Source organism: Thiothrix nivea DSM 5205 (assembly GCF_000260135.1).
GTDB lineage: Bacteria > Pseudomonadota > Gammaproteobacteria > Thiotrichales > Thiotrichaceae > Thiothrix > Thiothrix nivea.
This window is the reverse complement of sequence record NZ_JH651384.1, coordinates 2,364,118-2,388,558: the sequence shown is the minus strand read 5'-3', so window position 1 is coordinate 2,388,558 and position 24,441 is coordinate 2,364,118. Positions and strand designations below refer to the sequence as shown.

Sequence of the window (24,441 nt, the reverse complement as noted above, 5' to 3'; positions counted from 1 at the left end):
CCCCGAACAACCACGTTAAGAGGAAGAAATAGGGATAACTTCCGTGTTATTTTTTCATTCCGTTGGCCGTATCCTTAATGTAGCCTGAATATCAAAAATTTCAAGGGCTAGGGGCAAAGTTTCTTCATAAATATTTTGCAACGATGGAAGTTATGGCGGGTTTGCCGTAAAGTGAGCCGTTCCGTAGGATTAGGCACGCAGAGGAATTGATGTCCGACACCATCCGCATTGCAACCCGCACCAGCCCCCTCGCCATGTGGCAAGCCGAACACGTCGCCCACCGTTTGCAGCAAATCCACCCCGGCCTCCAGATCGAAATGGTCGGCATGGTCACGCGCGGTGACAAGATTCTCGACAGCCCGCTCTCCAAAATTGGCGGCAAGGGTCTGTTCGTCAAGGAACTGGAGCTGGGGATGCTGGAAGGCAGCGCCGACATCGCGGTGCACTCGATGAAAGATGTGCCGATGGAATTCCCCGAGGGTCTGCACCTGCCCATCATCATGGAACGTGAAGACCCGCGCGACGCCTTCGTTTCCAACCGGTACGGCAATCTGGATGAACTGCCGGAAGATGCCATTGTTGGCACTTCCAGCCTGCGTCGCCAAACCCAGATTCGTGCCCGTTACCCGCATTTGCAGATCAAGGATTTGCGGGGCAACGTCAATACCCGCCTCGCCAAGCTGGACAACGGCGAATACGACGCCATCATCCTGGCTGCCGCCGGCCTGATCCGGTTGGAATTCCAGTCACGCATCACCGCCTACCTGTCTACCGAGCAAAGCCTGCCCGCAATTGGCCAAGGCGCCGTTGGCATCGAATGCCGCCGTAACGACCCGCGGGTGGAAAACCTGCTGGCTCCACTGTTGCACCCGGAAACAGCCGTCAGGGTACGTGCCGAACGCGCCATGAACCACCGCCTCAACGGCGGTTGCCAGATTCCGGTGGCCGGTTTCGCCGAGCTGGTTGACGGCAACTTGCGCCTGCGTGGCCTGATCGGCTTTCCGGATGGTTCCGCCCTGTACAGCTGCGAGAAAACCGGTTGCGTGGTCGACCCGAATGCGCTCGGGATCGAGGTGGCGGAAAACCTGCTGGCGCAGGGGGGTGATAAAGTGCTGGCTTCCCTGGGCATCCATGCCTGAAACATTGCGTGGCCTGAACGTTGTCGTGACCCGCCCCGCCCATCAGGCGGCCCGTTTCCAGCAGATGCTGGAACAGGCGGGCGCAAACGCTGTATTGTTCCCCGTTATCGTTATCGCCCCACCAGAACAGCCAGCGCTGGCGCAAACCATGCTGGCGAGCTTGGACAGTTACGACGCCGCCATTTTCATCAGCGCCAACGCCGTCAGGTTCGGGCTGGAGCAGCTGGATGAAAACCAGCGCCAGACCCTACGAAAACTGACGCTGGGCGCAGTCGGCAAACAGACAGCGGGCGTGCTGCAACAACACGGTTTCGGGGTGCAACTGGTGCCAGCCAGCGGTTACACCAGCGAAGACTTTCTGGCCTTGCCTGCGGTGCAGCGGCTTGTGGGTAAGCGCATCCTGATCTTCCGCGGCGCAGGTGGGCGCGAATGGCTGGCAGATGCCTTGCGCAGCCGGGGCGCGAGCGTGGATTATGTGGAAGTTTACCGGCGCATCTGCCCGGAAATCGACACCAGTGGCCTGAAACTGCGCCACGAACGCCAACAGCTTGATATAATTGCCATCACCAGCAGCGAGGGGCTTTTGAACCTGCTTGCCATGCTGGATAATCCTGACTGGATAAAAACGGTTCCCTTGCTGGCCGGTAGCCAGCGCATGGTGGAAGCGGCGCGGCAAGCCGGTTTCAGTGGAACCATAGCGATTGCAGACAATCCCGGTGACGAGGCCATGTTACAGGCGCTCACGCACTGGGCACAGGAATCCCGACAATGATCGACAAACCAGCGACACACGAAGCTGAAGACGCACCGGCATTCGACACCGCAGTAGATGCTGTCGACAGCCTGGATAATGACAGTGACAGGGAAGAACGCCCCAAAGCCGCGGGGGCGCGGTTTGCCCTGTTCCTGGCCGGGCTGGCGTTGCTGTTCACCCTGATTGGCATCGCCGCCGGTTACAAGCACTGGCAACGCATGAATGACAAGGCGCGCACCAATGCAGCCGAAATTGCCGAGTTGCGCCAGCAGTTAGAGGCCGCACCCGCCACTGACTCCCTGGACAAATTGCGCAAGGAGCTGGCCGACAAAACCGCCCAGCTCGGATCTGATAATACCCAGGCTACCCAGGAAGTGGCACGGATGCTGAACCAAACCCGCCAGTTTGCCGATACCGTGGCGTCGCAAGTGGAACAGGTCACCTTCCTCCAGTCCAAGGCACAGCAAAACGCTGCCCCGGCCACCGCCGAGGAATGGCAGGTGGCGGAAGTCGAATTCCTGCTGCAACTGGCCAACCGTGCCCTGCACCTGGGTCAGGATACCCGCACTGCCATCAGCGCGCTGAAAGAGGCTGACAGCCTGCTGGCAAAAATCGGTTCCGTTGCTTACCTGCCGGTGCGCCAACAGGTGTCACGCGACATTTCCGCCCTGGAAGCCACCCCAACCCCTGACATTGCCGGGCTTTCCCAACGCATCAACGCCCTGATGCTGGAGCTGAACCCCCTGCCCGCGCTCGATACCGTTGCCGATGATGGCAAGCGGGAGCCATTGGTGGGGGATGCTGACACCGCAGTGACCGGAAACTCCCTGTGGGCGGATTACAAACGCAAATTCGCAGCTGGCCTGAACGACGCCATCATCATCCGCCAGCATGACAAGCCCATCCAGATGGAGCTGGATGCCGAAGCCCGCCAAAACCTTTTCCAGCTACTGCACTTGCGGCTGGAAAACCTGCGCCTGCTGGCACTCCAGCGGGACAATGCCGGTTTCCACGCCCAGCTGGAACTGATCCGGGAAAGCATCAACGCCTATTACCCGCAAGGTCAGCAACAACCCTTGTTAAAGGCTCTGGAAGACTTTGCCCGACAGGATCTGCAACCCAAGCTGCCAGACATTTCCGGCAGCCTCAAGCAGCTGGAAAGCGCCCGCCACACGGAATCTGTCCGCCAGCATGAACAACCAGCACAACCCACTGATGACAAGGTTGAGGCAACCACCGACGGCAAAACGGAAGGAGGCAAGCACAAATGATTTTCTACATTATCATCCTGCTGCTCCTGATTGCTGCTGTGCTATGGCTGGGGCAATTGGTGCTGGCAAACCCAGGCGTCGCCACCATCACTTGGGGCGCGTGGAGCGTGGAAATGAAAACAGCCACCCTGGTTGCCATGGTGGTGCTGGCCTGCGTTGCCTTTTACCTACTGGTGAGCCTGCTGCGCCATGTGCTGGGGATGCGCCGGAATTTCAGCCGCTACCGCGCCGCCAAACTGGGCAGCAAAGCCAACCGTGCCCTTACCCAGGGCTTAATCCAGTTGACCGAGGGGCATTGGGAAAAGGCGGAAAAACTGCTGGTCGACCATGCCCCCCACAGCGACACCCCCCTGCTTAACTACCTGGCAGCAGCGCGCGCCGCCCACATGCGCGAAGCCTACGAACGCCGCGACGAACTGCTCAAACAGGCAATCGAAAGCGACGGCAAGGCCAATGTTGCCGTTGGCGTCTCCCAGGCCGATATGCAATACGGCAGCGGCCAGCTGGAACAGGCACATGCCACCCTGCTACGGCTGCGTGAACTCGCCCCCAAGCACCCTTACGTGCTGAAGTTGCTGACAAAAGTACTTTACAGGCAGGAAAACTGGGATGCCCTACTGGAATTGCTGCCCGATTTGGTCAAGCAAAACCTGCTGAAAACCGAAGACATGAACAAGGTACAGGGTGCGACCCTGAAAGCCATGTTCCAGCATTACGCCAAGGATAAGCAGACCGGCAAGCTGCAAGCCATGTGGAAGAAACTGCCTGCGCCGATCCGTGACAACCCCGAAGCCATCCTGCTGTACGGCGAAGCCCTGCACGCAGCAGGCGATGATCTCGCCTGCGCCAGCCTGATTGGCAGCATCCTCAACAAGCGCTGGGATGATGGCTTGGCGGGGCTGTATGGACGCATCCAGCACCACAGCCTGGGCAACGCCATCCAGCAAGCGGAAAAATGGCAACTTTCCCAACCCGACAACAACCCGGCACTGCTGTTGCTGCTGGCGCGCCTTTACAACCAGCAGAAACTGTGGGGTATGGCGAAGAGCTACTATGAATCCAGCCTCAACCAGGCCCCAAACGCCGAAGGCTATCTGGAGCTGGCGGAATTGCTGGAAACCATGAAAGAGCCGGAAAACGCCCAGCGCTGTTACCGGCTGGGCTTGCGTTACTGCATCCGCAGTGAAGGCGAAAAACTTAGCCTGACGCCGACACAACGCCCGCAGGTTAACCCGCAGGCGGCGAAAGCGCCGGAACTAACGCCTTACAACGGTTTATAAAGGCAAACGCGCCACACCACTGTCAACAGCCGCTTTTGCTACTGCTGTCGGCACGCGCTCACGCAGGCGCGGGTCAAACGGTTTGGGGATGATGTAATCTTTGCCAAAAGCCAGACTGTCGAGGCTGTAGGCAGCCAATACTTCTGGCGGGACAGGTTCACGTGCCAGTTCCGCCAGTGCATACACGGCGGCCTTCAGCATGTCAGTATTGATGCAACGGGCGCGGACATCCAGCGCCCCACGGAACAGGAACGGGAAACCCAACACATTGTTGATCTGGTTGGGGTAATCGCTGCGCCCTGTTGCCATTAGCAAGTCATCCCGCTCCGCCAGTGCCGTGGCCGGGGCAATTTCCGGATCTGGGTTGGACAGCGCAAACACAATCGGGTTGGCCGCCATACTGTTGAGCATATCCACGCTCATGACATTAGGGCCGGAAAGGCCAATGAATACATCCGCACCCTGGCAAGCATCCGCCAAGGTGTGTTTGTCGGTTTCCACCGCATAATCGCGCTTGAAACTGTTCAGGTCGCTGCGCCCGGTATGCAGTACACCCTTGCTATCCACCATCAGCAGTTTCTGCTGGTTGGCCCCCAGTGCAGCCAGCAGGTTCATGGAGGCAATGCCCGCCGCGCCCGCGCCGACGCACACAATGTTCACGTCAGCCAGTTGCTTGCCCTGGATTTCCAGCGCATTCATCAGGCCAGCAGCGATAATGACGGCAGTGCCGTGCTGGTCATCGTGGAAAACCGGGATGTCGAGCATTTCCTGTAGGCGCTTTTCGATCTCGAAACAACGGGGGGCGGAAATGTCTTCCAGATTGATGCCGCCGAAGGTGCCAGCGATGTTCTTCACGACCGTGATGAATTCTTCCACGTCCTGGGTGGCGACTTCGATGTCGAACACGTCCACATCCGCGAAACGCTTGAACAATACGCCCTTGCCTTCCATCACCGGTTTGCCCGCCAGTGCGCCGACATTGCCCAGGCCGAGCACGGCGGAACCGTCGGAAATGACCGCGACCAGATTGCCCTTGCCGGTGTAGCGGTACGCAGCTTCCGGATCCTTGTGGATTTCCCGTACCGGTTCGGCTACGCCCGGTGTGTAGGCCAATGACAAATCACGCTGGGTAACGGTCGGTTTGGTGATTTCGGTGGCAATCTTGCCAGGGCGCGGTTCCGCATGATATTTCAGCGCATCTTCTTTTAATGTGGACATGGTTTCTCCTCCGGCTGGGTAACTTTGATTAAAAAAGTGCTTGCGAACTGTGGTGCGCTGGTTTGTTCTATTGGATGGTCTTGATCAATTGCCCTGGGCGCGGCTCGCCATTGGGGTACATGCCATTGAATACGCGCAGATGCATTGCCGCATTGTTGCGCAAACGGCTGGATTGCGCCACTGTCTCGAAAGTGTCACCGGGGCGGGTAGTGATCAGGCGTACCTGTACGGTTTCGCCATTGCCAAGCGGCAGGCGCAAGCCATCGGTCTGGCGCAGATAGGATTCGTGGCCAGGATCGCGCCCACCGCGCTGGTACTGGCGTGCTTGATTGATCAGCTGTTGCAGACGCACGTCATTATTCGGGTGGGTAGAAAACAGGTCACGGTAAGGGTCGGAACTGCCGCCGGTAAACTGATCGTAGGCTTGCAGGGTGGCAATCACGTTGGCCATATAAACCGGGTCGTAACCGGCACGGGCAAGAAATTGCGCGCCCAACCCGTCAGCATCCAATTCCTGGTTACGGCTATAATGGGTCAGACCCAGTTCGCCAATGGTATTGAACAGTTCCTTATTGCCTAGCTTGTCACTTGCAACGGAAGCCAGGATGCCACCGACCGCACTCCAAGAGGCTTGGCTGACATTGTGACGGGCGGAAACGTGGCCGATTTCATGCCCCAGTACGCCAGCCAGTTCCGCCTCTGAATTCAGGTAAGCCATCAGGCCAGTGGTAATATAGACATAACCGCCCGGCAGGGCGAAGGCATTCACGCCAGGGTCATCCAGTACGGTAAAGGTATAACGCAAGTTTTGGCGCGGACTTTGCGCTGCCATCATCTGCCCAACCCGGCTGACATAGGCTTGCAACGCGGCATCACGGTAAGGCGGGTTTTGCGCCAGAATTTCCTGGTGCGCCTGTTGCCCAGCCTGCACTTCTTCGCTTTCCGACATCAGCGCCAGTTGTTTTTCACCAGTGACGGGATTGGCTGAACAGCCAGCCACGACGGCAACACTGGCCAGTAACAAGCGGGGGAAAAAGTTGGTTAGCCGCATTTTAACTCTCCGTAAAACAACAAAAAAGGCGCCCTGTGGGACGCCTTTCCATAATGCAATGTTCCGTAAACGTTTGCCAGCGCTTACTTGCCGCGGGCGTAACGGTTCTTGAACTTTTCGACCCGACCCGCCGTGGTGGCCATGGCTTGCTTGCCAGTATAAAACGGGTGGGACTGGCTGGAAATTTCCACCTTGATCAGGGGATATTGATTGCCATCTTCCCAGTCGATGCTTTCCTTGGTGGCAGCCGTGGAACGGGTCAGGAACGCGAAGCCGCTAGTCAGATCCTGAAATACGACTTCTCTGTAATTTGGATGAATGCCGGGCTTCATGTTGTGAAATCCTCAAAATGTATTCGGTATGTGCGAAAAGGGCGGCATTCTAACCTTAATTGATGGAAAGTTCAATCTCGGCTTGTACGTTTACTTGCAAGTCCTGTTTGCCGCCCTCCAGCGAGGGGGCGGCAGGGGCAGGTGCTGCGGCTTCCATTGCGGCCATGCGGTACATGGGTGCTTGCGGATAGTCACCGCCGACGGATTGCACATCCAGCCGCACCACCCGGTATTCCGCCCGCCCCATATTGGTTTTAACCTGGTCGGCGCGTTTCTTGAAATTGGCCAGGGCGGTGGTGATCAGCTCATCTTCGGTGCTGTTCTGGAGTTCCGGGGAAACGTTGTAGCTGATACCCTGGATACGCAGTTTTTCCTGTAACTTCCCTAACAGGGTGCTGAGGATTTTGCTGTCCTTGCTTTTGAGCTGGATGCTTTGGCGTACCTGCCAACCAGTCACGCGCCCGTCGGTGTAGATCGGGCTGGTGGTGTAATCGAGGGTACGGCTTTCCACCGCACTTTCCTGCTTGGCGGTATCCATCGCCCAGGTAATGGCCTTATTGACCGCATCAGCCATGCCGACCGTATCCTGCCCTTGTTGTTCAGCGTAGAGGACGGCGCTGAGCTGGTCATTCGGCACTTCCTTGGCAGCACTGACGGAAAAACTGACACGATCGTACACAGGTTTATCTTCGGCATGGGCAGCCCCCAAGGCAGACAGACCTAGCAGCAGGGCGGCAAGTTGCTTTTTCATGGCAATACTCCTCATACATCGGTTTTAACTTCCTGCCTGATTGGACAGCCAACAGGCAGGAAGTTCAGGCCTTGAGCGTAGGCGTATCAGAAATTGTCGGTGGAGGTGAACAGGCCAACGCGCAGGTCTTTGGCAGTGTAAATTTCGCGCCCATCGACTTCCATGCTGGCGTCACCGATACCCATCACCAGCTTGCGGGTAATTACCCGGCTCAGCTCAACCTTGTAGGTGACTTTCTTGGCTTTCGGCAGCACTTGGCCGAAAAATTTAACCTCACCCACACCCAGGGCGCGCCCGTGACCGGGGTTACCCAGCCACGCAAGGTAGAAACCGATGATCTGCCACATGGCGTCCAGACCCAGACAGCCCGGCATGACCGGGTCACCGGGGAAGTGGCAATCGAAGAACCACAGGCTTGGGGTAATATCCAGTTCCGCCAGAATATGCCCCTTGCCATGCGTGCCACCATCTGCACTGATTTCAACAATGCGATCCATCATCAGCATGTTGGGGATAGGCAACTGCGCATTGCCAGGGCCAAACATTTCACCATGGCCGCATTGCAGGAGTTCTTCACGAGTAAAACTGGATTGTCTGGACATACTCAAAGCTCAGGGGGTTAATGGACGAAAGGCGGATTGTAACGGAATAGCGGTCATAAAGCATAATCCAATGCCAGCCCGGCAAAGACAGCCATCCCTAACCAATGGTTATTGAGGAAGGCACGCAGGCTAGGCGTGGGTTCGCGGTGGCGGATCAGCCATTGCTGGTAAACCGAGAAACCGGCAGCCAGCAGCAAACCTAGCCAGTACCACCCACCCAAACCGTTGAGAAGCCCGACTATCGCCAGCAGCAGCAGGGTGAGCGCCTGCAATACGCCAATGATCAGCCGGTCATGCTGGCCAAACAGGATAGCGGTCGATTTCACACCTATTTTCAGGTCATCATCACGGTCGCACATGGCATACATGGTGTCGTAAGCCGTCGTCCACAACAACGCGGCGACAAACAGCAACCAGGCTGACAGCGGCGGCATGACGCCAGTCACAGCGGTGAACGCCATCGGGATAGCCCAGGAAAACGCTGCCCCCAGATGCACCTGCGGCAAGTGATGGAGACGCTTCATGAACGGGTAGGTCGCAGCCAACAGCACTGCCACCACCGACAGGGCGATGGTCAAGCCATTCAATTGCCATTCCAGCAAGAAAGCGCCCAACCCCAGCACTGCGAATACCCCTAGCGCCTCTTTGGGGCTGATGTCGCCAGTCACCAACGGGCGGGTTTTGGTGCGCGCCACATGCGGGTCGAAATCACGGTCGGCGTAATCATTGATGGCACAACCTGCTGAACGCATCAGCACCACACCGACAACGAACACGAACAGGATGGTGAAATCCGGCACGCCTTGCGCCGCGATCCACAGCGCCCACAAGGTTGGCCACAACAGCAGGTATATGCCGATCGGTCGGTCGAGCCGCACGAGCCGGGCATAGTGGCGCAGCTTTTCCATCATGACGGGTCGAGCATCAGGCGTTTGACAGGTTGGCCGTTTTGCAAATGGCTTTCGATGATTTCGTCAATGTCTTCCTTGTCCACCCATGTGTACCAAATGGCTTCAGGGTAGACCACCACCACCGGGCCTTCGGCGCAGCGGTTCAGGCAACCTGCGGAGTTGATGCGGCATTTGCCTTCTTTGTGCAGGCCAAGTGTCTTGCTGCGTTTTTTGGCGTAGTCGCGCATGGCATGGGCGTCAAAATTGGCGCAGCAGGCTTCGCCATCCTTGCGCTGGTTGGTGCAGAAAAAGACGTGGTATTGATAGTAACTCATGAGCTTGCCAGATTAGGGACATGAGCTGATTATGCCAGAGAGTGCATAACCTCAAAAGAAACAGGGCGGAAATCCGCCCTGTCTTTATATCATTTAACGCTGGGTCAAATGATCACTTTGGAGCAGCTTGGTCAGCTGGCGCTGCTTGCTCAGCAGGTGCTGGAGCAGCTTGGTCAGCAGGTGCGGCTTGAGCTGGTGCAGCTTGTTCCGCGGCAGGTGCTTCAGCAGCTTTCTCGCCACAAGCAGTCAGGGCGAAGGCAGCCAGCAGGGCAGCAATCAGCAGACGATATTGAGTCATTGTTTCATCTCCACAAAATATTGACTTTTAGGCGTCAAGCTATGGGCAAAAATTATTTATTGCCTAATAACCAGACTTAAACGATCTTCCAGTTTCCTTGAAAACCGTGGGTTTTGTTTGAGCAATCCATGCTTCCCTTATTAGGGGGATTCCTTCGCACCTAATCCTAGCACTCTTTTCGGATTTGTGTATAAGTTTTTAAGCAAACCTTAATATAGATTTATGCTTGGGGGTTATTGCCATTAAGATAGGTAAGTGAGCCATTAATTTCAGCACCTTCATCTATCTGCATCTGTACATAGTGGATATTGCCACTGACCTGAGCCGTGGATTTCAGGGATATACGCCGGGACGCAAAAATGTCTCCGGATATTTTTCCGGCAATAATGACGACCGGGGAGCGGACTTCCCCGCTGACTTCACTGTCCTCCTGAATATACAAGGTGGCCTGGGAAGACGGTGGTGCAACGATGTTGCCATTGACCTTGCCATGAATATACAAATTATTCTGAAAGGATATGTCGCCAACGATTTCCAGATCGTTTTCAAGCAGTGAGGCGGATGATGTGTTTCTGGTGGCCATGAATCTGTCTTGATTTGCGGGTTGTTAAAGGGTCGATGGGCTGCGAGGATAGTAGCAGGAGTCAGGGAAAACATCATGCCTTATTGTTGTTTATGCGAAACTCTTCCAGCTCCTGCTCCAGCACGGCAATGGTGTCATCACGCATTTGCAGGTCTTCCATCAACGCCTGCACACGGATCTCATAGGTTTCCAGGCGCTCCAGCACATCGCTATCCTGCTTGGAACCATGCTCCAGACGGGCATTCAGTTTTTCCGCACGCTCCTCTGTTTCTTTCAGGTCGCGGCGCAAGGCAGCATTGTCCCTGTGACACTGCTCCAGCCGGAAGCGCGCATCAAACGGGTTCTCCCCAAGGTCGTTGCCCGGCAAGGAGGGTTGAAGCATTTTTCCGCGCACCCACCAACCCATCGCCAAACCAATAACCACCGCCACTGCCAAAAGAAAAGCAATTTGTAGGGTCAGATAAAACATTAGGCCCCTCCCGCCTAATTCAAAGAGTTACTTATTGTACGCATTCTGCGGCAAATAGAGAATGCAACCTTTCATCAGAAAAATATTTTTACTACGGCCTTATAGACTATGATTAAAAAGTCTTCTAGTATCTCGGAAGAATATACTATAAACAGCAGTTGAGTGTTGATGGTCCTAAAATCATGTTAGGAAATTTATTGCGCAGCGGGACTAAATATCCGCCACCTGATTTGCCATTGGTTTTCCGTCTTGCAGCGGACAGGCAATTACGTATCCACCAAAACTACGAGCCGGTCGCGGCATGGCGGTTTCTTTCCCATCACATACGCCGTTATCCCCAGGATTTGCGCGCCCATACCCAACGTATCCTGTTGGCGCAACAGGAGCCGCTGCGTAACCGTTTGGGCGGCAGCCTACAGGACGTTTTCATCGCCCTGGGCAGCTCGGGGAGCTTGTTGCGGGAACATTTGTTTGGTCTGGTACAGGATGATTTGAGCGAGGCAGACCAAGCAATTTTCCAGCAATGGCTACGGGAACCCGCCGACAACGGCATGAAACAGCGCTGGCGTGAAGGCTCCGTCTTGGCCAGTGGGCAGGAAGCCGCCGCCACCAGATTGTTGGATATGGAGCGAACCCAGGCAAACGCCGAATACTCCAATGTCATGGAAGAAGTCATTGCCTGCCTGGAATATGGCCAGATCGACACAGCAAGGGAATTGCTGGAGACAGAGGTGCTGGCTGACCGGGCAGATGAAGCCATGGAGCAGGAACTTGTGAACATTTATCAGTATACCCGCAATAAAGAGGGGCTGAACGGCATGGTCAGGCACATGCAGGAAGCAGGCCGCGAAATTTCTGCCTTATGGCAGGAAAAGCAGCAAGAATCTGAGCAATGGTAAAAAATAACGAGACGTGGATTTATGCTGAAACATTCCAAATCAGGGTTCTTGAAGGTTGCGCTACTAGCCATCAGCCCGCATAACCGGGCTATTCTTGAGTTTTTCTTCTCGGGAGCCGGGCGTAATTTGTTCAAGGTTGTGCAGGCCGCAGAAGCAGACGCCTTCATTCTGGATTATGACCATCCCGATGCCCGGGATGACTGGGCCAAACACGCAAACCAGCACAAACCTGGCATTATTTTATCCGTCCACCAGGCGAATCTGGCGAACTGTGTCTGGATTCCCAAACCGCTGACCTCCCGGGCACTGGCTGATGCTGTTGGGCAAGTGAATGAGCTGCTGGACAAGCAAGAGCCCCCAACACCTACCGCTTACCGCCCGCCAATCACACCTACGCAGGCCGCCCCAACGCCGGAAAAGACCTTGGTCAAACATGCCGAGCAGCATGTGCAGGACTTACCCCAGCCATTTGGGATGCCCACCCGCCCAGAACGCAAACTGCGGTCACTGGTCATCAGCCTACCGGAGGATGACGAGGAGGACATGGAAGCCGTGCCTCCACCCAGCAACGTGGTGCACGCCAGCGTAGCCGAGGCCGCACCCGCCACTGAAGCGGTATTTGACCCTGCTGAAACTGACATTCCACTGGAAGAAGTTGACCGCCCGGTCGAGACCACCCTGTCGCAGGAAGCAGCCGAACAACGCTGGAAAACCCTGTGCGGCGAACAGGAAGACAGCCATACGGCTACTGAAATCATCCTGTTCACGCCGGAAAACTACCTGTTGGCCACCCTGCTGGATGGCATGAGGCTATCACGGGATTCCCAACAAACTGTCCAAGTCAGGTTTTCGGCCCGTGACCACGCACTGTTGATGCCGCAACAGGGGTTGGCCTACTGCACGCTTGACACCCGGTCTGATGAATTCACCACCTTGTGCAGCAATCCCGTGCAAACAGGTCAGATTACGCTACATATACCCAGTAGCACGGAACTGGAACAGCTGGAGCAGCAGGCTGGCGAGGATGCCGACGCCTTGCTGGATCTGGAGGCGTTTGTATGGGTCAGCAGCTTGCTGACTGCCCGGGGGCGACTGGGGCGCGGTGTCGAAATCGAGCGGAAAATTTCCCTCAAGCACTGGCCTAACCTGACACGTCTGGAACAGTTCCCACATATCATGCGTATCGCTGCGCTATGGCATCAGCGTCCGGCCAGTCCGCTGGAAATCGCCACGGCGCTGGGCGTGCCACAGCGTTACGTATTTTCTTTCCACACGGCAGCCAATGCACTTAACCTGTTTGAAATGGATCAGAGCAAATTCAAGAGCCGGGAAAAGGAAAAGCCGAAAGAGAACCGTGGCTTCTTCTCCCGTTTGCTGAAGCGTTTGCTGGGAGGGGGCGCGAAATAGTTTTATGAGCATGATCAACCGCAAAATCATCTTTACCGGCCCTGTTGGCGCAGGCAAAACGACGGCTATTGCTTCCATCAGTGACATCAAGCCGATAGCCACTGATGAATACGCTTCGGACATGACCAAAAGCCGCAAGCCGCAGACCACGGTAGCAATGGATTATGGCCTGATCCGCCTGAGTGAAAACGAGCGCGTCCACCTCTATGGCACACCAGGGCAGGAACGCTTCGACTTCATGTGGGACATCCTCACCAAGGGTGGCATCGGCCTGATCCTGCTGCTGGACAACACCCGCAAGGATCCGTTTCAGGACATCCGCTTCTACACCAACGCTTTCCGTGACTTTATCGAAAAGCAGCAGTTGGTGGTGGGCGTGACCAGGATGGATTTGCAGCGCAAACCGGGGCTGACCGATTACCGGCACTATCTGGAATCACTTTCCCTGCAAGCGCCGGTATTCGAGGTGGATGCCCGTAGCCACCGCGATGTCACCATGCTGATTCAGGCACTGCTGTTCTCACTGGATCCGGGAGCAACCAACTGATGAGCGAATACATACTCACCGAGAACCTACACCTTGGGATTACGCCTGGCGGCACTTACTACGCGGTACAGGACAACGCCGAGGAGCCTGGCCGCTTGTTTCTGCACCGGCTGCTGCAAGAGCCTGTCACCCCCCTGTTCACGGTGGATGTCGCTTGTGAACTGAGCGGTTACAAGAAAAAGCGCGCCCTGGAATTTGTCCACTGGATGCAGGAAGCGGGTCTGCTACAAGGGCTGGAGCAAAGCGAATCCGCACCCGAGGAAACCCTGGAACGGTTACTGCCACAATTGTTACGCACCATGTCGGATGAAGGCCGCGCCATCCTCGCGGAAAGCCGTGGCTTGTATCTGGGCAGCGCCGGTTTTACCCACGAGGCAGCCGAGGAACTGGCGGCGCTGAGCGCCAACCTGACAGCCGTTTACGCACGCCACAAGGAATTGCTGCATGGCAATCTTGGCTACCGCCAGCGCGCCTGGGGGCTAATTGATGCCAGCGGCAACAGCGAGGTTGGCTTCTGGCCGCTGTACATTGGGCAGAACCGTTTTACCCTGATCATCGGTGGGGTTCCCCAATTCAATCAGCCGGGCTTCAAGCGTCTGGTATGGGCACTGGAAATGCGTTACGGCAATACCGAAATACCTGTATAAACATGACATGCAACGACAAACGATAACCAAGGAGAGAAAACAAGATGCGCTCTGAAATGCTTAACTCCATCCTGAGTGACCTGAACGGCTCATCGGCAGATATTGAAGCATCTGCTGTCCTGTCCACCGACGGGCTAATGATGGCCTCCCTGCTACCCGGTGGGATGGACGAAGACCGCGTTGGCGCAATGAGCGCCGCCATGTTGTCACTGGGCGACCGCACTGCCGAAGAACTGGCGCGTGGCGCACTGGAACAGGTACTGATCAAGGGTGACCGTGGCTATATCCTGATGACCCATGCGGGCAAGGAAGCCGTGGTAACCGTGCTGGCAAAACCTAATGCCCGCCTTGGCCTGATTTTTCTGGATGTCAAACGCGCTGCGGAAAACATTGCCAAAATCATCTGACCTGCTGATCCGGAAAACGCCCGGGCAAACAATAATGGCTCCAATAGCCCGGATAACAATAAATGACTGATCGGTGAAGCGTCAGCCAGCGTGGTATGTTGCCTCGCTATCAGGCTGCGGTCATTGCGGAGAGATGCGATGGAAGACATGACAAGCAGAGATGTGCAGGCACCTTACTCGGAACACCTGCTGCATTACTACGATGGCACGTCGCGGCGTGTCCTTGTCAAAGACGAAGAAGTCCCTTTTCCGGAAGGCAAACTGATTGTTTCCCGCACAGATTTGCAAGGGGTCATTACCCACTGCAACCAAGCATTTGTAGAAATGTCGGGTTATGTGGAAGAGGATTTGATTGGGAAACCGCACTATATCCTGCGGCATCCCGACATGCCCAAAGCCGCGTTCAAGGATGCCTGGGAAACGGTTGCACGGGGTGAAAAATGGCACGGCTATGTCAAGAACCTGCGCAAGGATGGCCTTTATTACTGGGTATACGCCACCATTATCCTCAATGTGCGTGATGGCAAGCCCATCAGTTGTACCTCGGTGCGGCGCAAGCCTTCCCGTGCCCAAGTGGAAGCCCATGCGGAACTTTACGCCCGCATGAAACAGGAGGAATAAGGCCATGCGTTATGTGATGACAGTCAGCCCGGATTTCCCTCCCGCCCAGATTGCAGGCTGGTATATTTTTAATACTTGGTTGCAACGCCAGCTGGAAGAGCATATCCATGTGGAACTGTTCCCTGATTTCGCCAGCCAACGTGCTGCCATCCAGAGTGACGAAATTGACTTGATTTACGCCAATCCGTTTGATGCGGCCATGCTGGTGCGGGAAAAAGGTTTCACCGCGATTGCAACCCCCCAGCACAAGTCGGATGAAGCCGTGATTGCAGTGACCCACGATTCAAGCGTGCATCATGTAGAAGACTTGCGCCCAGGAACCCGGGTTGCGGCAACTGATGACCCGGATGTCAACCTGATTTCCATGATCATGCTGGAGCCTGCGGACTTGTCTGCCCAAAATGTTCAGATACATACGGTTGACACCTATGTCCTGGTGGCCAAGCAGTTACTACAGGGGGAGGCGGATGTGGGCTTTTTCCTGCGTGACGCCTTCACCAGCCTTTCCGGCATGATCCAGCGGCAGCTGCGGGAACTGGTGCACAGTGAAATACATGTCATCCGCCATGTTTTGCTGGCCGGGCCGCAGCTGCGGGCAAGGCATAATGATTTACGTCGCATCTTGCCCGCCATGAGCGCAGACGCCAAAGGCAATAACGTACTCGCCAGCCTTGGCTTGCAAGGCTGGCAAATACAGGATCAGGAAGACACCGAGTTTATGATTGATCTGATGGATACACTGGTTAGCTGACCATGAAAAAACCAACCCCATTCAACAAACCGGCACGCATGAAACTTATTCATGTGCTGATTTCCGCTTCCGTGTTGGGCATCAGCCTTGGTGGTGTCGCCTTGGCCGAAGACAAAACATGGGAAATCCAGAGCGGCAACTCACTGGGCAAAATTATCGCTTCCGAATACCCTGACTATGGCAACCGGAAAGCCATCATGCAGGAAATTCTCAAGCGCAACCCTGAGGCTTTCATCAGCAATGACTTCAACCGCCTGGTCGTTGGTAAAACCCTCAAGCTGCCCGCTGCCAGTGAAATCCCAGATCTTGAACCGCCGCCCCAACCCAAAGAAACCAACAAACAAGCCAGCATTGATGAAGCTACCCAGGCAAAACTGAAAGCCCTGGAAGCCCAGCTCGCCGAGCAAAAAGACATCATCAGCATGCTGGAAGAGGAAAACGCTGGCCTTCAGGAGATGGTTACCGGTTTCACTGAAACCAAACCGGTAACCGACACCGGCGCAGACACTGAAGGCTTGCAGCAGCAACTGGATAGCACCAAACAGGAATTACAGGCCAGCCAGGACAAGGTCAAATCCCTCGATGCGCAACTGGCCAGCCTCAAACGTGAAAATGAAACGCTGCACAACGATCTGCAACAAATCCAGGCAGCGGCAACCATCGCTGAAAGCAAGGATTCCGGCTCCAGCAGCCTACCATGGGTTTTACTGGGGCTGTTGGCACTGCTAACAGTGCCACTGATCTGGCTGTTGCGGCGCAAGCAGGGCAGCAACGTCCCTCCCGCGCCGTTGCCCGCCAGCGTCGAGCCGCCAGCTGCTGCCCCGGTCGCGGAAGCCCCACTTGCCGTCATCCCAGCGCCCCAACCAGAAACGGTTGCAGCGCCAGCGGCAAGCCCCGACAGTCCGGATGCCGGCCTTAAGCTGGATATTGCCCGCGCCTACCTGGATTTACGTGACTCCGAAGCCGCCGCCGACATTTTACAAGACGTACTGATGGAAGGCGGCGAGCAGCAACGGCGGGAAGCACGCGAGATTTTATCCTTCATTACCTGATTGCCTCCGCTAATCGTTAGTAATTAGCGAGTTGTCCTACTGATCAGGTCATTATCCCCCTCTATCTGCCCATCGCTGGCTGATAAACAGCAAAGTTCCTAATCTTGGTGCTGAGCCATTGAACTATATTCAATGGTTCGAGCAACGAAATCTGGAGTTTTGAATGGCCATCTCCCCCTTTAACAAACAGCAACTGTTACCACTGTCCACACTGATGACGCTAGTGGTGGTTACCGTGTTGACCCTGCTGAGCTTGCTGTTACGACAACCGGCGATTGAAACCGATTTGTTGCAACGCAGCCGTCAGGCACTGGCAGAGGCTGGCTTGCCCGCAGACATGATCCGCTTTAACGGGCGCGATGGCATCCTGATCGGTTCCATTGCCAGCGAGGCCGAAGCCCAGCGCCTGCAAGCCGTAGTCGCCAGTGTTTATGGCGTGCGGGCTGTCAAAAACCGCTTGATTCCCGCCAGCACCACCGGCCAGCAGGAACCAGCTGACCCCCCACCTACCCCTAGCAGCGGCCTGTACAAACCATCCCGGCAATATCCGATTGAACAGGTCGACCTCAGCGCCATCCAGTTTGACTACTCCAAAGCCGAGCTGGATGCTGTCGCCATCACTGCACTGCAAGGCATTACGGCTGAGCTGCAGAAACACCCTTCCATGAGAATCGAGGTATCAGCCCACACCGACAACCAGGGTACCGCACTGGGCAATATGGCAGTCACCCAGGCACGGGCTGAAGTCATCCGCAACTACTTGCTGTCCCAAGGGGTGGAAGCCAGACAAGTGAAAGCCAAGGGTTACGGCTCCACACGCCCGGTTGCCAGTAACGATAGCGACGAAGGGATGCAGCAAAACCGCCGCATCGAAATCACCGTACTCCAGGAGTAACCATGGGTTATCTTGCCATCCAGATTGCCATGTACCTGACCATTGCTATTATCGCGGGGGCCATGGTCGGCTGGTGGGTAGCAAGGTTCATTTACTTGCAGCAGGAAGCGGAATGCCGCGCTGAATTGGCCGGTTTGCGCCGCAATTATGACGATGCTGCGCTGGAAAACGCCAGTTTGCGACTCAAACTGCGCCAACTGGAAAAGGTCGTGCGCAAGGCTAGCATTCCACCCTCTGACTGCGACTATGGCCGTTTCCTGCAACTGCGCAAAGCGCTGGAGAAAACCCGCAGCCAGTATCAGGAACTGCTGGGGCACTTCCATCAACAGGAAAAAAGCCTGGCCCACCTGAAAACTGAGCTACAAGACAGCAAACGGCAATTAACCAGCCTCAAGGATGAAATTGGCCAGCAAGCAGCAGGCGGCGCAGCCGGGGAAAAAGATGCTTGGCCAACTTCGCCGGACAATGAAGCAGATGACCTGACCCGTATACAGGGCATCAACCAAGGTTTAGCGGGCAAACTGCAGGCTTTAGGCATTTTCAGTTACCGGCAATTGGCCGAGTTTACTCTGGATGAGCTGCAAGGCATTCAGCGGCTTATCGGTGCCGACATTCCGCAGGTATCAGAAAACTGGGCAAAAACCGCCCAATCCCTATTGCAACAGAAATACCTACAGGCTTGATGCTCAAAAACTACCCGCTTTGGCGCGTGTCCTTGCCACCAAAAAACCTTTTTGCTGTTCAGCGTCATAAATCAAGCCAAGCTCCTGCCCCTCATCCGTGCTGATGAAACAGGTTTGGCGTTCCAGCGAGGCAGGCTGCCACCAGTCTGCCGACGGCGTTTGCGCCACGAATACCCGTTGCAGGATTTCCGGGGTCAAGTCCTGCTGACGCATCCGGTTGGCACGGATAAAATGTTCGACCGGCTGGCGGTCTACCGTAAACGTGAACCACGAGGTTTTACCTTGCGCCGACATCTGGCTGGTGCCCTGGGCTTCCTTCACCCTGCCCGACTCCACACCCAACCAGCTGGCCAGTGCCGCCGACACTTGTTGGGGGGTGGCAGTGCGCAAGGTCGTTTTCTGGGCGGGAAATAGCATTTCCGCGACATACGGGGTCGCCACCAAGCTAATGCCTGCCAGGATTACAAGCGCCATCAAGGCCGGAAAGAAATATTTCATGCAGACTCAGTTTTCAGGTTGAACAATCGCACTGCGTTGGCGGTGGTCACTTCGGCAATGCGCCCGAGGCTTTCGTGGCGCAATTCTGCCAGATTGGCGGCAATAACGGGAAGCCGGGTCGGGTCATTGCGTTTACCACGCCAGCCGCTGTCGGGTTGGTCGGGGGCGTCGGTTTCCAGCAGCAGGCATTCCAACGGCACGGTTGCCAGCACCGCGCGCAGGCGTTGGGCGCGTGGATAGGTTGCAGTGCCGCCTACCCCCAAGTAAAAACCCAGCTTGATTAGCGTGTCAGCCTGTTGCTGGCTACCCGCGAAACTGTGGATGACGCCACTCACCCCCGGGAAACGGCGCACCAGCTTGATAATACTGTCGACCGAGCGGCGGGCATGGATGATCAGGGGCAGCTCAAACTCACGCGCCAGTTTCAGCTGGGCAATGAACAGCGCTTCCTGCCTCACTACATCCAACTGTGGCAAGTAAAAGTCAAGCCCACACTCCCCGACCGCCACAGCCTGTTCATGTTCCAGCCAGCCAGTTAACGCCAGAATATCGTCAGGTTGATGATAATTAAGATAAACCGGATGAAGGCCATAAGTTGCGTGGAAATGCGCTGCACTGGCACACACATCCCGCATGCGCGACCAATTTTTAGCTGTAACGGCAGGCAAAATTAAATCAGTTACGCCCGCTTTCTGCATCTCATCAGCCAGTAACGACCGGTCATCATCAAAGTCAGGTTCATCAAAGTGGCAGTGTGTATCAATCAGTTTCATTTACGGCTGGATTATGGCACCAATGGCGACCCGGTGGGAGTTTAATTATGATTTTGAATGAAAACCTTGTTTTTAATCAAAATAAAGGCACTAGCCAAGTCAAGTAAAAAAACTATAAAATGTAGTTATATGGCCAGTTATAGTTTAAAATTAGGCTCATGAGGGGCTATCAGGTTTATGAAAACAATTTCTGACAGCGTGCGTCTGTTCCAGGTAAGCGATAGCCATTGCTACGCCAATGATGATGCCCGGCTGACGTGGACAGACATGCCAATTTACCCCAACCGTTCCTTGCAGGCGGTGCTCGACCATTTGCAGGAGCGGCAGGAAGGCTACAGCGCACTGTTGCTGACCGGCGATTTGGCCCAGGAAGAAACTCCCGCCACTTACCAGCGCGTCAACCAGATGCTGAACGCTTTTCCCTTGCCCGTTTTCACCATTCCCGGTAACCACGATATTCCGCACATGATGCAGGAAAACCTCAGCGGCAATGTGCAAATGCCCGAACAGGTGGCACTGGGCAACTGGCATCTGCTGCTGCTGGACACCCACGCGGATGGCAAGCCAGGTGGCCGTTTGACTGACGGGCAGTTCGCACGTTTTGAAGAGCTGCTGACCCAGCTGCCCGCAGACTGCTTTGCCGCCGTGTTTATGCACCATCACCCCATCCCCATCGACAGTGCGTGGATGGATGTGATGGGATTGCGCGAACAACGCTACTTCTGGAGCCTGCTGGAGCATTTTCCACAGGTCAAGGTGGTATTCAATGGGCATATCCACCAGGAATTCAGCGGCAGATATGAATATGCCGATGGGCGCAAGGTCGCCGTGTACGGCACACCCGCCACCTGTGTGCAGATGAAACCATTGCGCAAAAATATCGAATTCGACCACAACCGTCCGGCCTGGCGCGACATCACGCTGCTGGCGGATGGTAGCGTGGAAACCTCCGTCCATTATTTGCCGGGAATCCTGTTCACCGACATTATCACAGCCTCCATTTGACACGCCCGCATGAATCCCGTAATTTCCTGACCCGTCCAGGTGCTCCCGCCCAAGCGGGTGTTAAACGGGAAGCTGGTGCAAAGCCAGCGCTGCCCCCGCAACGGTAAGCAAGCCAGACCGCCACATCAGGCCACTGTGCAGAAGCATGGGAAGGCGTGGCGACGGAAGGATTTCCACTTGCAAGCCCGGATACCGGCCCGGACAGGCGGTGATTAAGCCTCACCTTGTTAAAAATGTGCGCGGTGGGCGCACAACCAGGAAATTCCCCATGAAAAAACTCCCTTTAGCCGCTGTTGGCGGCATCAGCGTCATTTGTCTTTTTAATGCCACCGCCCTGTTCGCGGAAGAAACCGATACGCTCGATGACATTGTAGTCACCGCTGACCGCAAGGCGCGCACAGTGGATGAAACGCTTGCCCCCGTCACCATCATCACCCGCCAGGACATTGAGAGATACCAGGCCAGCGACATGGCCGACGTGCTACGCCGGGTTCCGGGCATCAATATCCGTAACAGCGGCGGCACAGGCCAGATAACCAGCCTTTCCTTGCGCGGCACCAATTCAACCCATATCTTGGTGCTGATTGACGGGGTAAAGGTTGGCTCTGCCACTGCCGGGCTAACATCCTTTGAACACCTGCCGCTGGGTCAGGTAGAACGCATTGAGATAGTCCGCGGCCCGCGCTCCAGCCTGTATGGGTCAGAGGCGATCGGCGGTGTCATCCAGATTTTCACCCGCAAAGGCGGCAAAGGTTTTCAGCCGGAAATCAACCTTGGTGTAGGTAGCCACAACCAGAAAAAGGCCGACATCAATCTGGCCGGAGGCGACCAAACCACCTGGTACAACCTGAATCTGGACAGGGAGGAAACAGACGGCATCAATGCCTGTAGCAACACCAGCATCTGTTTCGCTGCCCCGACTGAAACCGACCCGGACGGCTACCAACGCACCTCAACTTCACTGCGCTTTGGGCATCGCTTCGCCAGCAAGACGGAAGTGGAAATCGCCGCGCTGCAAGCAAAAGGTAATGTGGAATATGACGGCAGTTTCCAGGATCAAAGCGATTTTCTGCAACAGGCCAATAGCCTCCGCCTGCAACAGCAGCTTGGCGACCGTGCCCTGCTGACCGCCCGGCTTGGCCAGTCCAAAGACAATCTGGACAGTTTCAAGGGGGGTGTTGCTTCCAGCAACTTTAATACCCGGCGAGACACGGCATCCGTGCAGGCTGACATCCAAACCAGCCCTGACGGTAACCTGACCCTTGGTGCCGACAAGCAAACGGACAAAATCAGCAGTGATACTGCCTACACGCAAACCTCCCGTCAGAACACCGGTATTTTTGCCAACTACCAACATAGCCTGGGTGCAACGGATATTGAGGCATCCCTGCGCCAGGATGACAACGGGCAATTCGGCAAACACACCAGTGGCGGGCTGGCCGTTGGCCATGAGTTGCCTAACAACATGCGCGTCAAAGCTTCCTACGGCAAAGCCTTCCGCGCACCCAGCTTTAACGAGCTTTATTACCCGTTTGGGGGTGGCAACCCTGATCTGAAACCGGAAGCCAGCCAGAACCAGGAAATCGGCCTCCAAGGCAAATATTCGGCTGGAACCTGGGAAGTCAATGTCTTTGACAACCAGATCAACGACATGATTTCCGGCTGGCCAGCCCTGAATACCGACAAAGCCAGCATTCAGGGCGTGGAAGCCATTGCCACCAGTCGCGTAGCCAACTGGGATGTCAGCACAAACCTGACCTTGCAGGATGCGCAAGACAGTACGACGGGCAAACAACTCCGCTACCGACCAGAGCAAATCCTGAATATGGATGCTGACCGCAAATTTGGCAAACTCGGGGTCGGCGCAAGCATACACGCAGAAAGCACCCGCTACGATGACGCCGCCAACGCCACCAAACTCCCCGGCTATGGCACGCTGGATTTGCGCGCCAGCTACAAACCTGCAAAAGACTGGACAATCGGGGCAAAACTCGGCAACGTACTGGACAAGCAATACGAAACCAACCTCGGTTACCGTCAGGATGGCATCAACGGGCTGGTGACGGTCACTTACGCCCCGCAATAACCACATACAGACAAGGAGACGGCTATGTCCGCACTACTTTCAACCAAACAACAATGGCTGGTCGGTGGCATCCTGCTGCTGGTGATGCTGGCCACCCGCATCCACGTCAGTAACCATTTGCAGGATGCCTCGTGGGCCATCTTTTTTCTGGCAGGCTTTTACCTGCGCCACTGGCTCAGCTTTGGTGTGTTCATGGCGGCGGCGGTGCTGATTGATTACATCGCCATCAGCCAGATGGGCGTGAGCAGTTTCTGCGTGACCGATGCTTACGTGGCGCTGGTGCCGGCGTATGGCGCGTTGTATGCGGCGGGGCGCTGGTTTGGCGGCCTGTACCGCGAAAGCCTGTCCGCGCTGCTGCCGTTGGCGGCCAGTTTGCTGGTGGGGGTTGTGGCGTGCGAAGTGATTTCCAGCGGCAGTTTTTATTTGCTCTCCCCGCGCTTTGCAGAAGCTGGTATCAGCGGGTTTGCTCAGGATTTGGTGAAATACCTGCCGCATAGCCTAGCCATCACCGGTTTCTACGTGGGCGTTGCCGCGCTTGTGCACATTGGTATGCTACACATGCGCCGCCCCCAAGGGCATGTCGGCGTTTGACATACTCAGCCCCGGTCAGGCGTCAGTTTGCCTGACCGGCGGCCAAAGCATCCTGCCGTTCATAGGCTTCTGCTTCCAGCGGGGCGGCGTCATACCCCACAACTTCCAGTTCCGTCAGGTAGCGGCGCATAAAAGCCGCGCGCCCCAGCCGGTCGTGTTGGGCGATATGCACCAGCTCGTGGGCAATAACAGTGGGGTTTTCATGCAGGTAGGGCTTGAGCAGGACAGCGTCACCCATGGTGCGGGCATCTTCGCTGCCCATGCCACCCTGTTCAGCCTCAGCATGCAGTTCAGCGTCATCCGGCAGTAGAAAGGTTTCGAGCACCACGATACGCACCCTGTCCGGATGCTGGATCTTGAGGGTGCGGGCAATGGTAAGTTCCGCAGGGTTCAGCGGACGCCCTTGCGGCAACAGTTCGGCTTCAGCCTTGTCGTACCAGGCCAGCAGGCGGGGAATGTAACGTTCAATTTCCTCAGTAACGCTGGCCGGAGGGTTGGCCAACGCTTGCTGTTGCGCAGGGGTTAACTCCGCCGCAATGGCGCTGCCCGCCAGCAGCAGGCAACAGAATGGCAGCATGGGCAGGGTAATAGTTTGCATGGTTCACG

The 24,441-nt window shown here is 55.9% G+C and carries 30 protein-coding genes and 1 riboswitch; of the genes, 17 read left to right on the top strand and 13 right to left on the bottom strand.

Annotated elements, in window-relative coordinates:
* Positions 1 to 209: 209 nt before the first annotated feature.
* The 4 genes from hemC to THINI_RS12040 are packed head-to-tail and all read left to right on the top strand — an operon-like array spanning position 210 to position 4,444.
* Positions 210 to 1,139: a hydroxymethylbilane synthase gene (gene hemC, locus THINI_RS12055; protein WP_002708857.1), complete on the top strand. Its 930-nt coding sequence runs from the start codon at positions 210 to 212 to the stop codon at positions 1,137 to 1,139.
* The gene (locus THINI_RS12050) at positions 1,132 to 1,911 is read left to right on the top strand and encodes a uroporphyrinogen-III synthase (RefSeq protein WP_002708856.1); all 780 of its coding nucleotides are present in this window, start codon (positions 1,132 to 1,134) and stop codon (positions 1,909 to 1,911) included. The genes hemC and THINI_RS12050 overlap by 8 nt, the downstream gene beginning before the upstream one ends.
* The gene (locus THINI_RS12045; RefSeq protein WP_002708855.1) at positions 1,908 to 3,164 is read left to right on the top strand and encodes a uroporphyrinogen-III C-methyltransferase; all 1,257 of its coding nucleotides are present in this window, start codon (positions 1,908 to 1,910) and stop codon (positions 3,162 to 3,164) included. The genes THINI_RS12050 and THINI_RS12045 overlap by 4 nt, the downstream gene beginning before the upstream one ends.
* The gene (locus THINI_RS12040) at positions 3,161 to 4,444 is read left to right on the top strand and encodes a heme biosynthesis HemY N-terminal domain-containing protein (RefSeq protein ID WP_002708854.1); all 1,284 of its coding nucleotides are present in this window, start codon (positions 3,161 to 3,163) and stop codon (positions 4,442 to 4,444) included. The genes THINI_RS12045 and THINI_RS12040 overlap by 4 nt, the downstream gene beginning before the upstream one ends.
* Here the strand turns inward: THINI_RS12040 and THINI_RS12035 are convergent.
* The 10 genes from THINI_RS12035 to THINI_RS11995 all read right to left on the bottom strand — a co-directional run bounded on the left by THINI_RS12035 (position 4,439) and on the right by THINI_RS11995 (position 10,973).
* Positions 4,439 to 5,662: a malic enzyme-like NAD(P)-binding protein gene (locus THINI_RS12035; RefSeq protein ID WP_002708853.1), complete on the bottom strand. Its 1,224-nt coding sequence runs from the start codon at positions 5,660 to 5,662 to the stop codon at positions 4,439 to 4,441. The two genes, THINI_RS12040 and THINI_RS12035, sit on opposite strands and share 6 nt — an antisense overlap.
* Positions 5,663 to 5,729: 67 nt before the next feature.
* Positions 5,730 to 6,713: a M48 family metalloprotease gene (locus tag THINI_RS12030; protein WP_002708852.1), complete on the bottom strand. Its 984-nt coding sequence runs from the start codon at positions 6,711 to 6,713 to the stop codon at positions 5,730 to 5,732.
* A gap of 83 nt (positions 6,714 to 6,796) precedes the next feature.
* Positions 6,797 to 7,045 carry a type B 50S ribosomal protein L31 gene (locus THINI_RS12025; protein ID WP_002708851.1) on the bottom strand — a complete coding sequence of 83 codons (249 nt, stop codon included), beginning with the start codon at positions 7,043 to 7,045 and terminating at the stop codon, positions 6,797 to 6,799.
* A gap of 55 nt (positions 7,046 to 7,100) precedes the next feature.
* Entirely contained in the window at positions 7,101 to 7,796 is a 696-nt protein-coding gene (locus THINI_RS12020; protein ID WP_002708850.1) for an SIMPL domain-containing protein, read from the bottom strand.
* A gap of 86 nt (positions 7,797 to 7,882) precedes the next feature.
* On the bottom strand, positions 7,883 to 8,398 hold the full coding sequence (gene fabA / locus THINI_RS12015) for a 3-hydroxyacyl-[acyl-carrier-protein] dehydratase FabA (RefSeq protein ID WP_002708849.1): 516 nt from the start codon (positions 8,396 to 8,398) through the stop codon (positions 7,883 to 7,885).
* Positions 8,399 to 8,451: 53 nt separating this feature from the next.
* Entirely contained in the window at positions 8,452 to 9,309 is an 858-nt protein-coding gene (ubiA, locus tag THINI_RS12010) for a 4-hydroxybenzoate octaprenyltransferase (protein ID WP_002708848.1), read from the bottom strand.
* Positions 9,306 to 9,623 (bottom strand): (2Fe-2S) ferredoxin domain-containing protein, encoded by a 318-nt coding sequence (locus THINI_RS12005; protein ID WP_002708847.1) that lies wholly within the window; start codon positions 9,621 to 9,623, stop codon positions 9,306 to 9,308. Before THINI_RS12005 ends, ubiA begins: the two co-directional genes overlap by 4 nt.
* 112 nt (positions 9,624 to 9,735) lie before the next feature.
* Complete coding sequence (locus tag THINI_RS24325) at positions 9,736 to 9,921, bottom strand: hypothetical protein (protein ID WP_081485836.1); 186 nt, start codon at positions 9,919 to 9,921, stop codon at positions 9,736 to 9,738.
* Positions 9,922 to 10,141: 220 nt separating this feature from the next.
* Complete coding sequence (locus THINI_RS12000; RefSeq protein ID WP_002708846.1) at positions 10,142 to 10,504, bottom strand: bactofilin family protein; 363 nt, start codon at positions 10,502 to 10,504, stop codon at positions 10,142 to 10,144.
* 73 nt (positions 10,505 to 10,577) lie between these two features.
* Positions 10,578 to 10,973, bottom strand: a complete 396-nt coding sequence (locus THINI_RS11995; protein WP_002708845.1) for a hypothetical protein — start codon at positions 10,971 to 10,973, stop codon at positions 10,578 to 10,580.
* Between the two features lie 197 nt (positions 10,974 to 11,170).
* Between THINI_RS11995 and THINI_RS11990 the strand changes: the two genes are divergently transcribed.
* The 10 genes from THINI_RS11990 (at position 11,171) to THINI_RS11945 (ending at position 18,882) form a co-directional block, all read left to right on the top strand.
* A complete protein-coding gene (locus THINI_RS11990) occupies positions 11,171 to 11,872 on the top strand; it encodes a hypothetical protein (protein ID WP_040839415.1) in 702 nt (233 codons plus the stop codon).
* A 21-nt stretch (positions 11,873 to 11,893) separates the two neighbouring features.
* The gene (locus tag THINI_RS23440; protein ID WP_002708843.1) at positions 11,894 to 13,279 is read left to right on the top strand and encodes a hypothetical protein; all 1,386 of its coding nucleotides are present in this window, start codon (positions 11,894 to 11,896) and stop codon (positions 13,277 to 13,279) included.
* Between the two features lie 4 nt (positions 13,280 to 13,283).
* Entirely contained in the window at positions 13,284 to 13,826 is a 543-nt protein-coding gene (locus THINI_RS11980; protein WP_002708842.1) for a GTP-binding protein, read from the top strand.
* On the top strand, positions 13,826 to 14,473 hold the full coding sequence (locus tag THINI_RS11975) for a hypothetical protein (protein WP_002708841.1): 648 nt from the start codon (positions 13,826 to 13,828) through the stop codon (positions 14,471 to 14,473). Before THINI_RS11980 ends, THINI_RS11975 begins: the two co-directional genes overlap by 1 nt.
* A gap of 44 nt (positions 14,474 to 14,517) precedes the next feature.
* The gene (locus THINI_RS11970; RefSeq protein WP_002708840.1) at positions 14,518 to 14,880 is read left to right on the top strand and encodes a roadblock/LC7 domain-containing protein; all 363 of its coding nucleotides are present in this window, start codon (positions 14,518 to 14,520) and stop codon (positions 14,878 to 14,880) included.
* 147 nt (positions 14,881 to 15,027) lie between these two features.
* A complete protein-coding gene (locus tag THINI_RS11965; protein WP_211206977.1) occupies positions 15,028 to 15,501 on the top strand; it encodes a PAS domain-containing protein in 474 nt (157 codons plus the stop codon).
* Positions 15,502 to 15,505: 4 nt separating this feature from the next.
* The gene (locus tag THINI_RS11960; RefSeq protein WP_002708838.1) at positions 15,506 to 16,252 is read left to right on the top strand and encodes a phosphate/phosphite/phosphonate ABC transporter substrate-binding protein; all 747 of its coding nucleotides are present in this window, start codon (positions 15,506 to 15,508) and stop codon (positions 16,250 to 16,252) included.
* Between the two features lie 2 nt (positions 16,253 to 16,254).
* On the top strand, positions 16,255 to 17,304 hold the full coding sequence (locus THINI_RS11955; RefSeq protein ID WP_002708837.1) for a FimV/HubP family polar landmark protein: 1,050 nt from the start codon (positions 16,255 to 16,257) through the stop codon (positions 17,302 to 17,304).
* Between the two features lie 163 nt (positions 17,305 to 17,467).
* The gene (locus THINI_RS23435) at positions 17,468 to 18,199 is read left to right on the top strand and encodes an OmpA family protein (RefSeq protein WP_002708836.1); all 732 of its coding nucleotides are present in this window, start codon (positions 17,468 to 17,470) and stop codon (positions 18,197 to 18,199) included.
* 2 nt (positions 18,200 to 18,201) lie between these two features.
* On the top strand, positions 18,202 to 18,882 hold the full coding sequence (locus tag THINI_RS11945; RefSeq protein WP_002708835.1) for a hypothetical protein: 681 nt from the start codon (positions 18,202 to 18,204) through the stop codon (positions 18,880 to 18,882).
* A 3-nt stretch (positions 18,883 to 18,885) separates the two neighbouring features.
* On the opposite strand, the gene THINI_RS11940 is transcribed toward THINI_RS11945, so the two are convergent.
* A complete protein-coding gene (locus THINI_RS11940; protein WP_002708834.1) occupies positions 18,886 to 19,380 on the bottom strand; it encodes a hypothetical protein in 495 nt (164 codons plus the stop codon).
* Positions 19,377 to 20,153, bottom strand: a complete 777-nt coding sequence (locus tag THINI_RS11935) for a TatD family hydrolase (protein WP_002708833.1) — start codon at positions 20,151 to 20,153, stop codon at positions 19,377 to 19,379. Before THINI_RS11935 ends, THINI_RS11940 begins: the two co-directional genes overlap by 4 nt.
* 177 nt (positions 20,154 to 20,330) lie before the next feature.
* On the opposite strand from THINI_RS11935, the gene THINI_RS11930 reads away from it, so the two are divergent.
* The 3 genes from THINI_RS11930 (at position 20,331) to THINI_RS11920 (ending at position 23,835) form a co-directional block, all read left to right on the top strand.
* Positions 20,331 to 21,158, top strand: a complete 828-nt coding sequence (locus tag THINI_RS11930; RefSeq protein ID WP_002708832.1) for a metallophosphoesterase — start codon at positions 20,331 to 20,333, stop codon at positions 21,156 to 21,158.
* A 20-nt stretch (positions 21,159 to 21,178) separates the two neighbouring features.
* A riboswitch (cobalamin riboswitch) is annotated at positions 21,179 to 21,373 on the top strand.
* A gap of 53 nt (positions 21,374 to 21,426) precedes the next feature.
* Positions 21,427 to 23,244 carry a TonB-dependent receptor domain-containing protein gene (locus THINI_RS11925; RefSeq protein ID WP_002708831.1) on the top strand — a complete coding sequence of 606 codons (1,818 nt, stop codon included), beginning with the start codon at positions 21,427 to 21,429 and terminating at the stop codon, positions 23,242 to 23,244.
* A 24-nt stretch (positions 23,245 to 23,268) separates the two neighbouring features.
* Positions 23,269 to 23,835, top strand: coding sequence for a hypothetical protein (locus tag THINI_RS11920; RefSeq protein WP_002708830.1), 567 nt, complete (start codon positions 23,269 to 23,271; stop codon positions 23,833 to 23,835).
* A gap of 22 nt (positions 23,836 to 23,857) precedes the next feature.
* Here THINI_RS11920 and THINI_RS11915 read toward each other — a convergent pair whose 3' ends face one another.
* Positions 23,858 to 24,433: a hypothetical protein gene (locus tag THINI_RS11915; protein ID WP_002708829.1), complete on the bottom strand. Its 576-nt coding sequence runs from the start codon at positions 24,431 to 24,433 to the stop codon at positions 23,858 to 23,860.
* Between the last annotated feature and the right edge of the window lie 8 nt (positions 24,434 to 24,441).

Excerpts from the sequence above, each read along its gene's own strand:
- THINI_RS11940 (WP_002708834.1), bottom strand. The coding sequence starts at position 19,380 with ATGAAATATTTCTTTCCGGCCTTGATGGCGCTTGTAATCCTGGCAGGC.
- THINI_RS12030 (WP_002708852.1), bottom strand. The coding sequence starts at position 6,713 with ATGCGGCTAACCAACTTTTTCCCCCGCTTGTTACTGGCCAGTGTTGCC.
- THINI_RS12050 (WP_002708856.1), top strand. The coding sequence starts at position 1,132 with ATGCCTGAAACATTGCGTGGCCTGAACGTTGTCGTGACCCGCCCCGCC.
- THINI_RS12045 (WP_002708855.1), top strand. The coding sequence starts at position 1,908 with ATGATCGACAAACCAGCGACACACGAAGCTGAAGACGCACCGGCATTC.
- THINI_RS23435 (WP_002708836.1), top strand. The coding sequence starts at position 17,468 with ATGGCCATCTCCCCCTTTAACAAACAGCAACTGTTACCACTGTCCACA.
- THINI_RS11970 (WP_002708840.1), top strand. The coding sequence starts at position 14,518 with ATGCGCTCTGAAATGCTTAACTCCATCCTGAGTGACCTGAACGGCTCA.
- THINI_RS24325 (WP_081485836.1), bottom strand. The coding sequence starts at position 9,921 with ATGACTCAATATCGTCTGCTGATTGCTGCCCTGCTGGCTGCCTTCGCC.
- THINI_RS11930 (WP_002708832.1), top strand. The coding sequence starts at position 20,331 with ATGAAAACAATTTCTGACAGCGTGCGTCTGTTCCAGGTAAGCGATAGC.
- THINI_RS11915 (WP_002708829.1), bottom strand. The coding sequence starts at position 24,433 with ATGCAAACTATTACCCTGCCCATGCTGCCATTCTGTTGCCTGCTGCTG.
- THINI_RS12040 (WP_002708854.1), top strand. The coding sequence starts at position 3,161 with ATGATTTTCTACATTATCATCCTGCTGCTCCTGATTGCTGCTGTGCTA.
- THINI_RS12025 (WP_002708851.1), bottom strand. The coding sequence starts at position 7,045 with ATGAAGCCCGGCATTCATCCAAATTACAGAGAAGTCGTATTTCAGGAT.
- THINI_RS11920 (WP_002708830.1), top strand. The coding sequence starts at position 23,269 with ATGTCCGCACTACTTTCAACCAAACAACAATGGCTGGTCGGTGGCATC.
- THINI_RS11980 (WP_002708842.1), top strand. The coding sequence starts at position 13,284 with ATGAGCATGATCAACCGCAAAATCATCTTTACCGGCCCTGTTGGCGCA.
- THINI_RS11975 (WP_002708841.1), top strand. The coding sequence starts at position 13,826 with ATGAGCGAATACATACTCACCGAGAACCTACACCTTGGGATTACGCCT.
- THINI_RS12005 (WP_002708847.1), bottom strand. The coding sequence starts at position 9,623 with ATGAGTTACTATCAATACCACGTCTTTTTCTGCACCAACCAGCGCAAG.
- THINI_RS23440 (WP_002708843.1), top strand. The coding sequence starts at position 11,894 with ATGCTGAAACATTCCAAATCAGGGTTCTTGAAGGTTGCGCTACTAGCC.
- THINI_RS11935 (WP_002708833.1), bottom strand. The coding sequence starts at position 20,153 with ATGAAACTGATTGATACACACTGCCACTTTGATGAACCTGACTTTGAT.
- hemC (WP_002708857.1), top strand. The coding sequence starts at position 210 with ATGTCCGACACCATCCGCATTGCAACCCGCACCAGCCCCCTCGCCATG.
- THINI_RS11945 (WP_002708835.1), top strand. The coding sequence starts at position 18,202 with ATGGGTTATCTTGCCATCCAGATTGCCATGTACCTGACCATTGCTATT.
- ubiA (WP_002708848.1), bottom strand. The coding sequence starts at position 9,309 with ATGATGGAAAAGCTGCGCCACTATGCCCGGCTCGTGCGGCTCGACCGA.
- THINI_RS12020 (WP_002708850.1), bottom strand. The coding sequence starts at position 7,796 with ATGAAAAAGCAACTTGCCGCCCTGCTGCTAGGTCTGTCTGCCTTGGGG.
- THINI_RS11965 (WP_211206977.1), top strand. The coding sequence starts at position 15,028 with ATGACAAGCAGAGATGTGCAGGCACCTTACTCGGAACACCTGCTGCAT.
- THINI_RS11955 (WP_002708837.1), top strand. The coding sequence starts at position 16,255 with ATGAAAAAACCAACCCCATTCAACAAACCGGCACGCATGAAACTTATT.
- THINI_RS12000 (WP_002708846.1), bottom strand. The coding sequence starts at position 10,504 with ATGGCCACCAGAAACACATCATCCGCCTCACTGCTTGAAAACGATCTG.
- THINI_RS11995 (WP_002708845.1), bottom strand. The coding sequence starts at position 10,973 with ATGTTTTATCTGACCCTACAAATTGCTTTTCTTTTGGCAGTGGCGGTG.
- fabA (WP_002708849.1), bottom strand. The coding sequence starts at position 8,398 with ATGTCCAGACAATCCAGTTTTACTCGTGAAGAACTCCTGCAATGCGGC.
- THINI_RS11925 (WP_002708831.1), top strand. The coding sequence starts at position 21,427 with ATGAAAAAACTCCCTTTAGCCGCTGTTGGCGGCATCAGCGTCATTTGT.
- THINI_RS11960 (WP_002708838.1), top strand. The coding sequence starts at position 15,506 with ATGCGTTATGTGATGACAGTCAGCCCGGATTTCCCTCCCGCCCAGATT.
- THINI_RS12035 (WP_002708853.1), bottom strand. The coding sequence starts at position 5,662 with ATGTCCACATTAAAAGAAGATGCGCTGAAATATCATGCGGAACCGCGC.